Source organism: Sphingomonas trueperi (genome assembly GCF_011927635.1).
Classification (GTDB): domain Bacteria; phylum Pseudomonadota; class Alphaproteobacteria; order Sphingomonadales; family Sphingomonadaceae; genus Sphingomonas; species Sphingomonas trueperi.
Genome location: NZ_JAATJB010000005.1, coordinates 116,228 through 131,302 on the forward strand (window position 1 = coordinate 116,228; position 15,075 = coordinate 131,302).

Genomic DNA, 15,075 nt, shown 5'->3' on the forward strand with positions numbered 1-15,075 from the left:
GGCAGGGGACGCGCGCGGGCGGTGCTGCGGCCAAGTTGATCGACTCCGAACCTTTTCGGCGGTCAGGGCACGGCAACGAAAAAGCCGCCGCCCGGCATCCCGGACAGCGACTCTTTCGTATCATGCTCGGTCAGGCTCGGCGCCCCCGAACGGGGCGGATCACTCCGCCTCGTTCAGATACTCGCCGGCATCCGCGTCGGTGCCGTGGCCCGAGGGTGCAACCTGCGCCAGGGGATCGTCCCCGGTGCCGGCCGCATCGCGTGCCGAGCGGGCCAGTTCGGCGGCATGCTCTTCCGCCGCGCTCGCCGGCGCGATGAGCGAGGCTTCCTGCATCTTGCGCTGGGCGACGCGCAGCGCCGCATCGCGCGAGGTGGCCGCGACGCGCAGGCGACCCATGCCCGCACCGGTACCGGCGGGGATCAGGCGGCCGACGATCACATTCTCCTTCAGGCCGAGCAGCGTGTCCTTCTTGCCCTGCACCGCGGCTTCGGTGAGCACGCGGGTGGTTTCCTGGAACGACGCGGCCGAGATGAAGCTGCGGGTCTGCAGCGACGCCTTGGTGATGCCGAGCAGGATCGGCTTGCCCTGCGCAGGCTGCTGGCCCGGCTGGAGCTTTTCGTTATGCTCGTCCATCTCGTCGCGATCGACCTGTTCGCCCGCCAGCAGCGTGGTGTCGCCGCCATCGGTGATCTCGACCTTCTGCAGCATCTGGCGAACGATCACCTCGATGTGCTTGTCGTTGATCTTCACGCCCTGCAGTCGATAGACTTCCTGGATTTCGCTGACGAGATATTCGGCCAGCGGCTCGATGCCGAGCACTTCCAGGATGTCGTGCGGATCCGGCGAGCCGCCGATCAGGTTGTCGCCACGCTTGACGTAGTCGCCTTCCTGAACGTCGATCACCTTCGACTTCGGGACCAGATACTCGACGACCTCGCCGCCGTCCTCCGGCTGGATGCCGATCTTGCGCTTGGCCTTGTAGTCCTTGCCGAACACCACGCGGCCCGAGACCTTCGCGATAATGGCATTTTCCTTGGGCTTGCGCGCTTCGAACAGCTCGGCGACGCGCGGCAGACCGCCGGTGATGTCGCGGGTCTTGGCGGACTCGCGCGCCACACGGGCCAGAACGTCACCGCCCTGCACCGTGGCACCGTCCTCGACCGAGATCACCGCGCCCGGCGCCAGCATGTAGCGGGCGGCTTCGGCGGCATTCTCGCCGGTGAGGGTCATGCGAGGACGCAGGTCCTCCTTCTTGCCCGCACCGCGGAATTCGGTGACGACGCGCTGGGCGATGCCCGTCGCTTCGTCGACCTGCTCGGTCATGGTCTTGCCTTCGATGATGTCCTGATACTTCACGACACCACCGGTTTCGGTGATCACCGGCATGGTGAACGGATCCCACTCGGCCATGCGATCGCCGGCGCTGACCAGGTGGCCGTCGTCGAACATCACATAGGCGCCGTACGGGATCTTGTGCACGGCCAGCTCGCGGCCATCCATGTCCATGATCGCGATCTCGCCCGAGCGGCTGAGCACCACGCGACGGCCGCGCTGATCCTCGATCAGGCGCAGGTCGCGGAACTCGGCCTTGCCGTCCACGGGAGCTTCGAGGTTCGACTGCTCGTTGAGCTGCGCCGCGCCGCCGATGTGGAAGGTACGCATGGTCAGCTGCGTGCCCGGCTCGCCGATCGACTGCGCCGCGATGACGCCCACCGCTTCGCCGATGTTCACCGGGGTACCGCGGGCGAGGTCACGCCCGTAGCACTTGGCGCACACGCCGAGCTTGGCTTCGCAGACCAGCGGCGAACGGATCTTCACCGCAGGCGTGCTGAGCGCCTCGATCTGCGCGATCATCGCTTCGTCGAGCAGCGTGCCGACCGGGATCACCACCTGGTTGGTCTTCGGATCGACGATGTCCTCGGCCGTGGTGCGGCCCAGGATGCGTTCGCCGAGCGAGGCGATCACCGAACCGCCCTGCACGATCGCCTTCATCTCCAGCGCGCGCTCGGTGCCGCAATCGTCCTCGAGGACGACGCAGTCCTGCGACACGTCGACCAGACGACGGGTGAGGTAGCCCGAGTTCGCCGTCTTCAACGCGGTGTCCGCGAGGCCCTTACGAGCGCCGTGGGTCGAGTTGAAGTATTCAAGGACGGTCAGACCTTCCTTGAAGTTGGAGATGATCGGCGTTTCGATGATCTCGCCCGACGGCTTGGCCATCAGGCCGCGCATGCCGGCCAGCTGCTTGATCTGCGCCGCCGAACCACGGGCACCCGAGTGCGCCATGATGTAGATGGCGTTGTCGGGCTTCTGACGGCCGGTCTCGGGGTCCTTCTTGACCGCCTTGATCTCGTCCATCATCGCCGCGGCCACCTGGTCGCCGCAACGGCTCCAGGCGTCGATCACCTTGTTGTACTTCTCCTGCTGCGTGATCAGGCCGTCCTGATATTGCTGCTCGAAGTCCTTCACCAGCGCCTTGGTCTCGTCGACCAGGGCAACCTTGGCTTCCGGAATGATCATGTCGTCCTTGCCGAACGAGATGCCGGCCTTGAACGCGTGGCGGAAGCCCAGCGACATGATCGCGTCGGCGAACAGCACGGTCTCCTTCTGGCCGGTGTGACGATAGACCTCGTCGATCACGTCGCCCACGTCCTTCTTGGTGAGCAGGCGGTTGACGACGTCGAACGGCACCTTGTGGCTGTGCGGCAGGCACTCGCCGAGCAGCATGCGGCCCGGGGTGGTCTGGTAGCGCTTGAGGTAGGTCTGGCCGTTCTCGTCCGTCTGCGGCACGCGGCTGGTGATCTTCGAGTGCAGCGTCACCGCGCCGGCGTTGAGGGCCTGGTGGACCTCCGCCATGTCGGCGAGGATCATGCCTTCGCCGGGCTCGCCTTCCTTCTCCATGGTGATGTAGTAGAGACCCAGCACCATGTCCTGCGACGGCACGATGATCGGCTTGCCGTTCGCGGGGGACAGGATGTTGTTGGTCGACATCATCAGGACGCGCGCTTCCAGCTGCGCCTCGAGGCTCAGCGGAACGTGGACGGCCATCTGGTCACCGTCGAAGTCGGCGTTGAACGCCGAGCAGACCAGCGGGTGGAGCTGGATCGCCTTGCCCTCGATCAGCACCGGCTCGAACGCCTGGATGCCAAGACGGTGGAGCGTCGGCGCGCGGTTCAGCAGCACCGGGTGCTCGCGGATCACTTCGTCCAGGATGTCCCAGACTTCCTTGCGCTCCTTCTCGACCCACTTCTTCGCCTGCTTCAGGGTCATCGACAGACCCTTGGCATCGAGACGGGCGTAGATGAACGGCTTGAACAGCTCGAGCGCCATCTTCTTCGGCAGGCCGCACTGGTGCAGCTTGAGCTCCGGACCGGTCACGATGACCGAACGGCCCGAATAGTCGACGCGCTTGCCGAGCAGGTTCTGACGGAAGCGGCCCTGCTTGCCCTTGAGCATGTCGGACAGCGACTTGAGCGGACGCTTGTTCGCACCGGTGATGGTGCGGCCGCGGCGGCCGTTGTCGAACAGCGCGTCGACGGCTTCCTGCAGCATGCGCTTTTCGTTGCGGACGATGATGTCCGGCGCGCGCAGCTCCATCAGCCGCTTGAGGCGGTTGTTACGGTTGATCACGCGGCGATACAGATCGTTGAGATCCGAGGTCGCGAAGCGGCCGCCGTCCAGCGGCACCAGCGGGCGCAGTTCGGGCGGAATGACCGGCACGACGTCCAGGATCATCCATTCCGGGCGGTTGCCGGATTCGATGAAGCTCTCGACGACCTTGAGGCGCTTGATGATCTTCTTGGGCTTCAGCTCCGACTTGGTCGTCGCCAGCTCTTCGAGAAGCTCCTTGCGCTCGCCCTCGAGGTCGAGATCCATGAGCATGATCTTGACGGCTTCGGCGCCGATGCCGGCGGAGAAGGCATCCTCGCCATATTCATCCTGCGCGTCGAGCAGCTCGTCCTCGGTGAGGAGCTGGAACTTCTCGAGCGGGGTGAGGCCCGGCTCGGTGACGATGTAGCTCTCGAAGTAGAGCACGCGCTCGAGCTGCTTGAGCTGCATGTCGAGCAGCAGGCCGATGCGGCTCGGCAGCGACTTCAGGAACCAGATGTGCGCGACCGGGGCGGCCAGTTCGATATGGCCCATGCGCTCGCGGCGGACCTTCGAGACGGTCACTTCCACGCCGCACTTTTCGCAGACGATGCCCTTGTACTTCATGCGCTTGTACTTGCCGCACAGGCACTCGTAATCCTTGATCGGACCGAAGATGCGCGCGCAGAACAGGCCGTCACGCTCGGGCTTGAACGTGCGATAGTTGATCGTCTCGGGCTTCTTGATCTCGCCGAACGACCAGCTGCGGATACGGTCCGGCGACGCGATCCCGATCTGGATCTGGTCGAAGGTTTCCGGCTTGGCGAGCGGGTTCGCGAAGTTGGTAAGTTCGTTCATTTCTCAGTCCCTTGCTGGGATGAATTTCTGCGGTTCAGCACGCGGGTCAGGCGCACGAGCAGCCAAGTGAAGAGCATCGTTCCGCCGATGGCGGCGCCGAACCAGCCCGGTTGATCCAGAGGATGCCGGGGCATCGTCAGGACAAACCAGAGGACCGGTACGGCGCCGAGCCATGGCGTCATCGATTACTCCGCCGCCTCGGCCAGACCGTCGTCTTCTTCCTGGCTCTTCAGCTCGACGTTGAGGCCCAGCGAGCGCATTTCCTTGACGAGCACGTTGAAGCTCTCCGGAATGCCGGCCTCGAAGGTGTCGTCGCCCTTGACGATCGCTTCGTAGACCTTGGTGCGGCCGACCACGTCGTCCGACTTCACCGTCAGCATTTCCTGGAGCGTATACGCCGCGCCATAGGCCTGGAGCGCCCACACTTCCATTTCACCGAAGCGCTGGCCACCGAACTGCGCCTTACCGCCCAGCGGCTGCTGGGTGACGAGGCTGTACGGCCCGATCGACCGCGCGTGGATCTTGTCGTCGACCAGGTGGTGCAGCTTGAGCACGTACTTGTACCCCACCGTCACCTTGCGGTCGAACGCCTCGCCCGTGCGGCCGTCGAACAGCGTCACCTGGCCGGATTCGTCCAGGCCCGCCATGCGCAGCATCGCCGAGACGTCGGCTTCCACCGCGCCGTCGAACACCGGGGTGGCCATCGGCACGCCCGAGCGGACGTTCTGCGCCAGGTCGACCAGCTGCTCGGTCGAGCGGCGATCCAGCTCGGCCTTGTAGTTGTCGCCATAGACGGTGCCGAGCAGCTCCTTCACCGCTTCCGGCGCTTCGCCGGCCTGCGGGTTCGGGTTGGCTGCACGCCATGCATCGAGCGCATCGCCGATCTTCCGGCCCAGGCCGCGCGCGGCCCAGCCCAGATGGGTCTCGAAGATCTGCCCGACGTTCATGCGGCTCGGCACGCCCAGCGGGTTGAGCACGAAGTCGACCGGGGTACCGTCCTCGAGGAACGGCATGTCTTCCTGCGGCAGGATGCGGCTGATGATGCCCTTGTTGCCGTGGCGGCCGGCCATCTTGTCGCCCGGCTGCAGCTTGCGCTTCACCGCGACGAACACCTTGACCATCTTCAGCACGCCCGGCGGCAGCTCGTCGCCCCGCTCCAGCTTCTCGCGGCGGTCTTCGAACTTGTCCTTGATGCGCTTCACGGCCTCGTCATACTGGCCCTTCACCGCTTCCAGGTTGCCCTGCATGGCATCGTCCTGCACCGCGAACTTCCACCACTCGTGGCGGTCGACGCTGTCGAGCAGGTCCTCGTCGATCGTGACGCCCTTCTTCAGGCCCTTCGGCGCCGCGGTGGCGACCTGACCCAGCAGCATCTCGCGCAGACGCGACCAGGTCGCGCGGTTGAGGATGTTGCGTTCGTCGTCGGCGTCCTTGCGCAGGCGCTCGATTTCCTCGCGCTCGATCGCCAGGGCACGCTCGTCCTTGTCGATGCCGTGACGGTTGAACACGCGGACGTCGACGATCGTGCCGGCCACGCCCGGGGGCAGACGCAGCGAGGTGTCGCGCACGTCGCTGGCCTTTTCGCCGAAGATGGCGCGGAGGAGCTTTTCTTCCGGCGTCATCGGGCTTTCGCCCTTCGGGGTGATCTTGCCGACCAGGATATCGCCCGGCTCCACTTCGGCGCCGACATACACGATGCCGGCTTCGTCGAGGTTGCGGAGCGCTTCTTCACCCACGTTCGGGATGTCGCGGGTGATGTCTTCCGGCCCAAGCTTGGTGTCGCGCGCCATCACTTCGAACTCATCGATGTGGATCGACGTGAACACGTCGTCCTTCACGATGCGCTCGTTGATCAGGATCGAGTCCTCGTAGTTGTAGCCGTTCCACGGCATGAACGCGACGAGCACGTTGCGGCCCAGCGCCAGCTCGCCGAACTCGGTCGACGGGCCGTCGGCGATCACGTCGCCGGCCTGCACCAGATCGCCCACCTTCACCAGCGGACGCTGGTTGATGCAGGTCGACTGGTTGGAGCGCTGGAACTTCATCAGCGTGTAGATGTCGACGCCGCTCTCGCTGGCATCGACGTCACCCGTGGCGCGGACCACGATACGGGTCGCGTCGACCTGGTCGACCACGCCCGAGCGCTTGGCGGCGATCGCGGCGCCGGAATCGCGGGCCACGGTCGCTTCCATGCCGGTGCCGACGAAGGGCGCTTCCGCCTTCACCAGCGGCACGGCCTGGCGCTGCATGTTCGAGCCCATCAGCGCGCGGTTCGCGTCGTCCTTCTCAAGGAAGGGGATCAGCGAGGCGGCGACCGAGACGAGCTGCTTCGGCGACACGTCCATCAGCGTCACCTGATCGCGCAGCGCCATCAGGAATTCGCCGGCCTGGCGGGCCGAGACGAGATCGTCGACGAACGCACCGTTCTCGTCGAGTTCGGCCGATGCCTGCGCGATCGTGTGCTTCTGCTCTTCCATCGCCGACAGATAGACGACCTCGTTGGTCACCTTGCCGTCGATGATCTTGCGGTACGGCGTCTCGATGAAGCCATACTTGTTGACGCGGCTGAACGTCGCGAGGCTGTTGATCAGACCGATGTTCGGGCCTTCCGGCGTTTCGATCGGGCAGATACGGCCATAATGGGTCGGGTGGACGTCGCGGACTTCGAAGCCTGCGCGCTCACGGGTGAGACCGCCCGGCCCGAGCGCCGAGACGCGACGCTTGTGCGTCACTTCGGAGAGCGGGTTGGTCTGGTCCATGAACTGCGACAGCTGCGACGAACCGAAGAACTCGCGCACCGCGGCGACCGCGGGCTTGGCGTTGATCAGGTCGTTCGGCATCACCGTCGACACGTCGACCGACGACATGCGCTCCTTCACGGCGCGCTCCATGCGGAGCAGGCCGACGCGGTACTGGTTCTCGAGCAGCTCGCCCACCGAACGGACGCGGCGGTTGCCGAGATTGTCGATGTCGTCGACTTCGCCCTTGCCGTCCTTGAGGTTCACCAGCGTCTTGACGACCTCGAGAATGTCCTCGGTGCGCAGCGTGGTCACGGTATCGGGCGTGTCGAGGCCCAGGCGCATGTTGAGCTTCACGCGGCCGACGGCCGAGAGGTCGTAGCGCTCCGGATCGAAGAACAGGCCGGCGAACAGCGATTCCGCGGTCTCGAGCGTCGGCGGTTCGCCGGGGCGCATGACGCGGTAGATGTCGGCCAGCGCCTGCTGGCGCTCTTCGGCCTTGTCGACCTTGAGCGTGTTGCGGATCCACGGACCGGTGGCAATGTGATCGATGTCGAGCAGCTCGATCCGGTCGATGCCGGCCTTGTCGAGCTTCTCCAGGTTCTCGGCCGAGACTTCGTCGCCGGCTTCGATGTAGATCTCGCCGGTCTGCTCGTTGATCAGGTCATAGGCGCTGTAGCGGCCGAAGATTTCCTCGGTCGGGATCAGCAGCGTCTCGAGACCGTCCTTCGCCGCCTTGTTGGCTGCGCGGGGGCTGATCTTCTGGCCGGCCGGGAACACGACCTCGCCCGACTTGGCGTCGACGATGTCGAACATCGGCTTCGAACCGCGCCAGTTTTCCACCTGGAAGGGGATCTGCCAGCCGTTCGGACCCCGCAGGAAGGTGACGCGGTTGTAGAAATAGTTGAGGATCTCTTCCGAGCTCAGCCCCAACGCGTAGAGCAGGCTGGTGACCGGCAGCTTGCGCTTGCGGTCGATACGGACGTTGACGATGTCCTTGGCGTCGAACTCGAAGTCCAGCCACGACCCGCGATACGGGATCACGCGCGCGGCGAAGAGATACTTGCCCGAAGCATGGGTCTTGCCGCGGTCATGGTCGAACAGCACGCCCGGCGAGCGGTGCATCTGGCTGACGATGACGCGCTCGGTGCCGTTGATGAAGAACGTGCCGTTCTCGGTCATGAGCGGCATGTCGCCCATGTACACGTCCTGCTCCTTGATATCGAGCACCGACCGGGCTTCCGTATCGGGATCGACCTCGAACACGATGAGGCGCAGCGTCACGCGCATCGGCGCCGCATAGGTGATGCCGCGCTGGCGGCACTCGTCCACATCGAACTTCGGATCCTCGAGCTCGTAGGTCACGAAGTCGAGCTCGGCGGTGCCGGCGAAGTCGCGGATCGGGAACACGCTGCGGAGCGTCTTCTCGAGGCCGGAGACATAGCCGATCGAGGGGTCCGACCGCAGGAACTGTTCGTAGGATTCGCGCTGAACCTCGATCAGGTTCGGCATCTGCACCACTTCGTGGATGTCGCCGAACACCTTGCGGATGCGGCGCTTCAGCGTGCCGCCCTCAATTGCCTTGGTAGCCATAGGTGTGTGTTGCCTCGTCAGCCGTAAACTCGGTGCCCCTGTCCGGGAGCCAGGACGTGCAAAGCGACGCCGAAAGGCCGCGCGACCCCCATGCTCGGGATTCGGCAGCTCTACAGGCGTCTGACAAGCCGTTCCGATCCATTCGTACGACACGCTGCGCGACGGCGCGTCATTTCCCGATCGGAGGGCCAGAGCGGGGATATAGGGCGTGGGGAAGGGGATGTCAAAGGGCGCGGGCGGTGCGCCGGAATAAGGTTCCAGGCCGCACCATTGGACACCGACGGTATACGCGATCGCAACAATTTTGTCGCAGCGGCGCCGTGAAGCCTTAACAATCCATTGCCAACCGCCCTTCTGACCAAGGGAGGCAAAGAATGCACTATAAGAAAACGGGTCTGATCGCAGCGCTGCTCGCCACCGTGTCGGCGACGGCCGTGCACGCGCAGGAGGCTGTGCAGGACGAGGGGCTCGGGGGCGACATCATCGTCACCTCGCAGAAGTTCGAGCAGAAGCTGCGCGACGTGCCGATCACCATCACCGCGGTGACGCAGGAGCAGATGAAGCGCCTGGGCGTCGATGATCTCGACGAGCTCTCCAACTATGTCCCGGGCCTCAACATCCAGGAGCAGAGCGCCAACAATCCCGGCATCGTGATCCGCGGCATCACCTCGGACAGCGGCTCGGCCCAGCAGGCGGCCCGCGTCACGCTCTATTATAACGGCGTCGACATCTCGCGCTCGCGCGGCGCCTATCAGGCGATCTACGATGTCGACCGGATCGAGGTCGTGAAGGGCCCGCAGGCGACGCTGTTCGGCACTGCCTCGACGATCGGCGCGGTGAGCATCATCTCCGCGCGGCCGAAGCCCGGCGTGTCCGGCGAGCTCACCGCCGGCTACGGCAACTACAATGCCTATCTGGTCGGCGGGCACCTCAACGTCGGCAACGACGTGATCGCGGCGCGCGTCGCGGGCGAGTTCAAGAAGCGCGACGGCTATGTCGAGAACCTCTCGCCGACGCAGGACGATCTCTATGCGCAGAACCAGCTCGGCCTGCGCGCCTCGGTCCGCTACACGCCCACCCCGGCGCTGACGGTAGACCTGATCGGTACCTATGATCGCCAGCGCAACAGCGGTACGCCGTTCATCTCGAAGCGCTTCGCCACGTCGCAGGGCCCGGGCAATCCGTTCGGTGCGGCCAACCTGTCGGGCTCGCCCCTGTCGAGGCAGGTGTTCGGCAAGGACAAGCTCGGGCTGACCCGCGACGTGTACGACGTGAACCTCACCGCGCGCTACGACCTGGGCGACGGCTGGAGCTTCACCACCGTGAACGGCTATCGCAAGTTCGACTCGCTCGAAGTGTTCGATGCCGATGGTTCGGCGGCATGGTGGCTGGAATTCGCCGAGGGCGCCTATGGCGCGCAGCTCAGCCATGAATCGCGCTTCGCCTATGTAGGAGACCATGTCCGCACCAGCTTCGGCTGGAACGTCTTCCACGAAAACAACCGCCAGGAAGTACCCTTCTCGACCGAAGAGGGCATCTATCTGCAGTGCGCCGCCAATCTGATCCCAGCGCTGGGCTGCGTTTCGGCGACGGGCGTAGTGACTGCGGCGCAGGCGACCTCGATCCTCACGAAAGGGGCGGCGACCCAGATCCCCTACAGCTCGATCTTCACCAACAAGGGCATCAACGACCAATATTCGATGTTCGGCGAAGTGACGTGGATGCCCGTGCATCAGCTGGAGGTGACCGCCGGCATCCGCGCGCTGATCGAGCAGCGCAAGTCCGGCTATGTCTCGATCGCGCCCAATTCGGTGCTCTCCAAGGCGCCGCTGATTCCGGGCCAGGTCACCACCAAGGGCACATTGTGGAGCCAGGACAGCTTCCAGGCCTTCCTGCCGCGCTTCAATGTGCTGTACCGCCTGAACGATGCGGTCAATCTCTACGCCACCATCTCGAAGGGACGCCGCTCGCCGGTGGTGAACCAGACCGCCACCACCACGGGCATCATCCCCGAGGAGACGGTGTGGAACTATGAAGGCGGCGTGAAGCTGTCGAGCGGCATGTTCGCCGGCTCGCTGGGCGTCTATTACCAGAAGTACCGCAACTTCCAGATCAGCCGTACGGTGACCGACGCCAACGATCCCTCGGGCCGCCCGGTCGGCAGCAGCATCACCGAGAGCGCGGGTACCGCAGGCAATCTCGGCTTCGAGGCGGAAGGCCAGTTGCGCCCGACCAACTGGCTGACGCTGTTCGCCAATGGCGGCTATATCGACGGCGGGATCGACAAGACCAAGGCGAACGGCATCTATGCCGGCAACCGCTTCCGCCTGCAGCCGCGCGTCCAGTGGGCGGCGGGCCTCACGGTCGACGCACCGGTCGGCAACGGCATTCGCGTGTTCGCGACGCCGAGCGTGACCTATCGTAGCAAGATTTACTTCGAGATCCCGAACAAGGAGGCAATCTCGCAGGGGCCCGTGACGCTCGTGAACGTGAAGGCGGGCATGCGCTTCGCCGAGGGTCGCTACGAGATCGCGGGTTTCGTGCGCAACGCCGCGAACGAGAAGTATCTGCTCGATGCCGGCAACACCGGCGGCGGGTTCAACGATCCCACCTATATCCCGGCCGAGCCGCGCTTCTACGGGGTGCAGCTGACGGGCAGATTCTGATCGTTTCACTGCTGTTGCGAAAGGGGAGGGGGTTGCCGCGATTGTGCGGCAAGCCCCTTTCTTTTCAACGCGTTGCTGGGGTGTTTCAGCACGCTGGACGGGCAAGAACCGTGCCTGAATGGGTGGTGAATGGCTCGTCTCGTCCGGCCGCCTTCACGGTTCGCCGCAGATGCCAGGGCCGAATCCAGGGTCCGTCCGTTGAACCCGCGTCATGAAACAGTGTCAGACCCCGCTCCGCCCCCGCGCCGCACTGTTAATCAGTGCCGCGTTCCTTGCCACCCCCGCCTTCGCCCAGGAGGCCGCGCCTCAGCAGACGGTAACCCCGCCGCCGGCAGTAGAAACTGCCGCGCCGCAGGTTGCCGCGACGGCACCCGAAATCCGCATGGCCCCGGCCGCGCCGGTCGTGCAGGCGGTGCCGTCGGTCGAGCAGCAGATGGCCGGCAGCGCCAACCAGGCGCCCTCGACCACCGATGCCGCTCCGGCCCGAACGGCGCGCGCCGAGCGTAGTGCCCCGCGTGCCGAGGCGCGTACTGCAGCCCAGCCGCGCCAGGCAGCGCCTGCCGCGCAACCCGCTGCGACGCCGACGCAGCAGGCGGCCAGCCCGGCGTCCGCGCCGGCAGCCCAGCCGCAGCGTGCTGAGCCGGTCGCGCAGCCCGCGACGCCTGCCGCCGACGTGACGCAGACGAACGAGACGACCACCGAGAGCACGCGCTCGACCTCGCTGGTCCCGTGGATCCTCGGCGCTCTCGCCGTTATCCTTGCCGCCGCCGCTTCCATCTTCCTGCTCCGCCGTCGCCGTGACGACGCCGACCTGCTGGTGCGCGAGACGGCGACCACCACCGAGCCGGTGGCGCATCGCCCCATGCCGCAGCCCGTGGCACCGCGCAGTGATATTGGTCTCGCGGCCGCCTCTGCGGCGCCGGTGATGGCCCCCGTCACTGCCGATCGCCACCCGATCTCCGAGCCGGTCGCCGAAGCCCATGTCGAGGCCAAGCTGGCCGCGGCGGACGAGGCGGTGCTCGAGCATGTCGTCGATGCGCCGGCGCCGGTCGCCAACCGTCCTTGGCTCGAACTGGGCCTGCGTCCGGTACGTGCCGGCACCAGCGAGGAAGAAGCGCTGGTCGATATCGAGCTGACCGTCGGTAATGCCGGCGACACGCCCGCCCGCGACGTGCGCATCTCGACCTTCCTGCTTGCCGACGCCGAGACGAGCGAGATGGAGCAGTTGCTCACCCGCCATGGTCCGGCCGCCGATGTACCGCCGGTGACGATCGATGCCGGTGACGGCACCCGCGTCGACGCGCACCTCGCCGTGCCCAAGGGCGAATTGGGCCGCACCTTCACCCCGGTCGTCGTCGCGGAGGCCCGCTATCGCCTGCCCGACGGTCGCGAGGGCCGCACCAGCGCCGCCTTCCGCATCGGCCGCGCCGCGCCGGCGGCGGACGGGGTTGGCCCGATCGGTGCCACCCGCCCGCACCTGGTCGAGGACCTTGAAGCAGAACTGCTCGGTACCCCCGCCCACGCCTAAGCGCTTGAACCGCAACCGGCCCGCGCTCCCGACAAGGAGCGCGGGCCTTTTCGCGCGCGGCCGCTTCCCATGCTGCAAATGTAACACTATCACCCCGAGCTCCGGTTCTCTGGGGAGACATTATGCAGCTTCGTACCTTCCTTCTCGCCGCGCTCGCGACGACCGCATTGATCCCGGTCGCGCAGGCGCAGCAGGCGCAACCGTTCAACGACATCCCCGCCAAGTTCGTGCTGCCGGAAGGCGCGAAGGACTATATCCGCCGCGAGGTGATGGTGCCGATGCGCGACGGCACCAAGCTGTTCACCACCATCGTGATCCCCAAGGGCGCGAAGAACGCCCCGATCCTGCTCACCCGCACGCCCTACGACGCGTACAACCGCGTCCGCCGCACCGACAGCAACAAGATGCTCTCGGTGCTCGCCCAGGGCGACGAGGTGTTCACCCAGGCCGGCTATATCCGCGTTTTCCAGGACATTCGCGGCAAGTATCGCTCCGAAGGCGACTTCGTCGTGACCCGCCCGCCGGTCGGCCCGCTCAACCCGACCAAGGTCGACGACACGACCGATGCCTGGGACACGATCGACTGGCTGGTGAAGAACCTGCCGGAATCGAACGGCAAGGTCGGCATGCTCGGTTCGTCCTATGAAGGCTGGACGGTGGTGATGGCGCTGCTCCATCCGCACCCGGCGCTCAAGGTCGCAGCTCCCGAAAGCCCGATGATCGATGGCTGGATGGGTGACGACTGGTTCCACCACGGCGCATTCCGCCTGCCCAATATCGGCTGGATCTCGGGAATCACCGGCTACAAGGCCGGCGGCCCGACGCCCCCCAATGGTGGCTGGGACGATTACGACACCTTCCGCAAGATCGGCTCGGCCGGCGACTGGGCCAAGCAATATGGCTATGACCAGCTGCCCTTCTGGCAGAAGCTGAGCCAGCACGTTGCCTACGACGCCTTCTGGCAGGGCCAGGCGCTCGACAAGATCCTCGCCGCCAATCCCTCGAACGTGCCGACGCTGTGGGAGCAGGGCCTGTGGGATCACGAGGACATGTATGGCGCGATCCACGCCTGGGAGGAGCTGCAGAAGACCCCGCAGGCGACCAACAACTTCCTGCTGATGGGCCCGTGGCGCCACTCGGGCTTCAACTATAACGGCTCGAAGCTCGGCGAGCTGAACTTCGAGGGCGATACCGCGCTGCAGGCGCGTCGCGACATCCTGCTGCCTTTCTTCAACGCGCATCTGAAGGACGGTTCGCCCGCCTATACCCCGCCGGTCGCCAGCATCTACAATACCGGCGAGAACCACTGGGACTTCCTCAACAAGTGGCCGCTCGGCGCGCAGCTGACGCCGCTCTATCTCGGCACGGGCGAGGCCGCCAGCTTCGACAAGGCCGCGGCAGGGGAAGACAGCTATGTCTCCGATCCCGCCAAGCCGGTGCCATACCTACCGCGCCCGATCAACTTCAGCGACGGCCGCTGGAGCACCTATCTCGTCACCGACCAGCGCTTCGTCGACGGCCGCCAGGACGTGCTGACCTATGCGACCCCGATTCTGACGGCGCCGGTGCGCCTGTCGGGCACGCCGTTCGCAGACATTTTCGCCAAGACGACGGGCACCGACGGCGACTTCGTCGTGAAGGTGATCGACGTCTATCCGGACGAGATCGCCTCCAACAAGGAAATGGGCGGCTTTCAGTTGCCCATCGCGATGGATATCTTCCGCGGCCGCTACCGCAACTCGTTCGAGCATCCCTCGGCGATCCCGGCGGGCAAAGTGCAGGAATACAAGTTCCGGCTGCCGGTAGTGAACCATACCTTCCTGCCCGGCCACCGCATCATGGTGCAGGTCCAGTCGACCCTGTTCCCGGTCTATGATCGCAACCCGCAGAAATATGTGGAGAATATCTTCTTCGCTAAGCCCGGCGACTATCAGAAGGCGACGGTGACGATCCTGTACGGCGGCAAGCAGTCGAGCGCGGTGTTGCTGCCGGTGGTGCCGGTCGACCAGAGCGCCGCCAAGGCACGTTGAACCGTGGGCCCGCCTTCGCGGTTGCGAAGGCGGGCGCCGCTGTGGTGTACGCGTGGCTAGGGATAAGTACCTAAATA

The 15,075-nt window shown here is 65.5% G+C and carries 6 protein-coding genes; 3 read left to right on the forward strand and 3 right to left on the reverse strand.

The window, feature by feature from the left end; translation table 11 throughout:
- Window positions 1-159 precede the first annotated feature (159 nt).
- Genes rpoC through rpoB form a run of 3 tightly spaced genes read right to left on the reverse strand, consistent with a single transcriptional unit; the run spans window position 160 to window position 8,774 of the window.
- Window positions 160-4,443 carry a DNA-directed RNA polymerase subunit beta' gene (gene rpoC, locus GGR89_RS10115; RefSeq protein ID WP_125972013.1) on the reverse strand — a complete coding sequence of 1,428 codons (4,284 nt, stop codon included), beginning with the start codon at window positions 4,441-4,443 and terminating at the stop codon, window positions 160-162.
- Complete coding sequence (locus tag GGR89_RS10120) at window positions 4,440-4,625, reverse strand: hypothetical protein (protein ID WP_125972016.1); 186 nt, start codon at window positions 4,623-4,625, stop codon at window positions 4,440-4,442. The genes rpoC and GGR89_RS10120 overlap by 4 nt, the downstream gene beginning before the upstream one ends.
- A gap of 3 nt (window positions 4,626-4,628) precedes the next feature.
- A complete protein-coding gene (gene rpoB, locus GGR89_RS10125; protein WP_125972018.1) occupies window positions 4,629-8,774 on the reverse strand; it encodes a DNA-directed RNA polymerase subunit beta in 4,146 nt (1,381 codons plus the stop codon).
- A 374-nt stretch (window positions 8,775-9,148) separates the two neighbouring features.
- Between rpoB and GGR89_RS10130 the strand changes: the two genes are divergently transcribed.
- From GGR89_RS10130 to GGR89_RS10140, 3 genes are all read left to right on the forward strand, one after another.
- Entirely contained in the window at window positions 9,149-11,440 is a 2,292-nt protein-coding gene (locus GGR89_RS10130) for a TonB-dependent receptor (RefSeq protein ID WP_125972020.1), read from the forward strand.
- 211 nt (window positions 11,441-11,651) lie between these two features.
- Window positions 11,652-12,968, forward strand: coding sequence for a hypothetical protein (locus GGR89_RS10135; protein WP_125972022.1), 1,317 nt, complete (start codon window positions 11,652-11,654; stop codon window positions 12,966-12,968).
- 122 nt (window positions 12,969-13,090) lie between these two features.
- A complete protein-coding gene (locus GGR89_RS10140; RefSeq protein ID WP_125972024.1) occupies window positions 13,091-14,998 on the forward strand; it encodes a CocE/NonD family hydrolase in 1,908 nt (635 codons plus the stop codon).
- The last annotated feature ends 77 nt before the right edge of the window (window positions 14,999-15,075 follow it).

What these genes read in the sequence shown, in the direction of transcription:
- GGR89_RS10120 (WP_125972016.1), bottom strand. Translation starts at nt 4,625, where the DNA reads ATGACGCCATGGCTCGGCGCCGTACCGGTCCTCTGGTTTGTCCTGACG.
- GGR89_RS10140 (WP_125972024.1), top strand. Translation starts at nt 13,091, where the DNA reads ATGCAGCTTCGTACCTTCCTTCTCGCCGCGCTCGCGACGACCGCATTG.
- GGR89_RS10135 (WP_125972022.1), top strand. Translation starts at nt 11,652, where the DNA reads ATGAAACAGTGTCAGACCCCGCTCCGCCCCCGCGCCGCACTGTTAATC.
- GGR89_RS10130 (WP_125972020.1), top strand. Translation starts at nt 9,149, where the DNA reads ATGCACTATAAGAAAACGGGTCTGATCGCAGCGCTGCTCGCCACCGTG.
- rpoC (WP_125972013.1), bottom strand. Translation starts at nt 4,443, where the DNA reads ATGAACGAACTTACCAACTTCGCGAACCCGCTCGCCAAGCCGGAAACC.
- rpoB (WP_125972018.1), bottom strand. Translation starts at nt 8,774, where the DNA reads ATGGCTACCAAGGCAATTGAGGGCGGCACGCTGAAGCGCCGCATCCGC.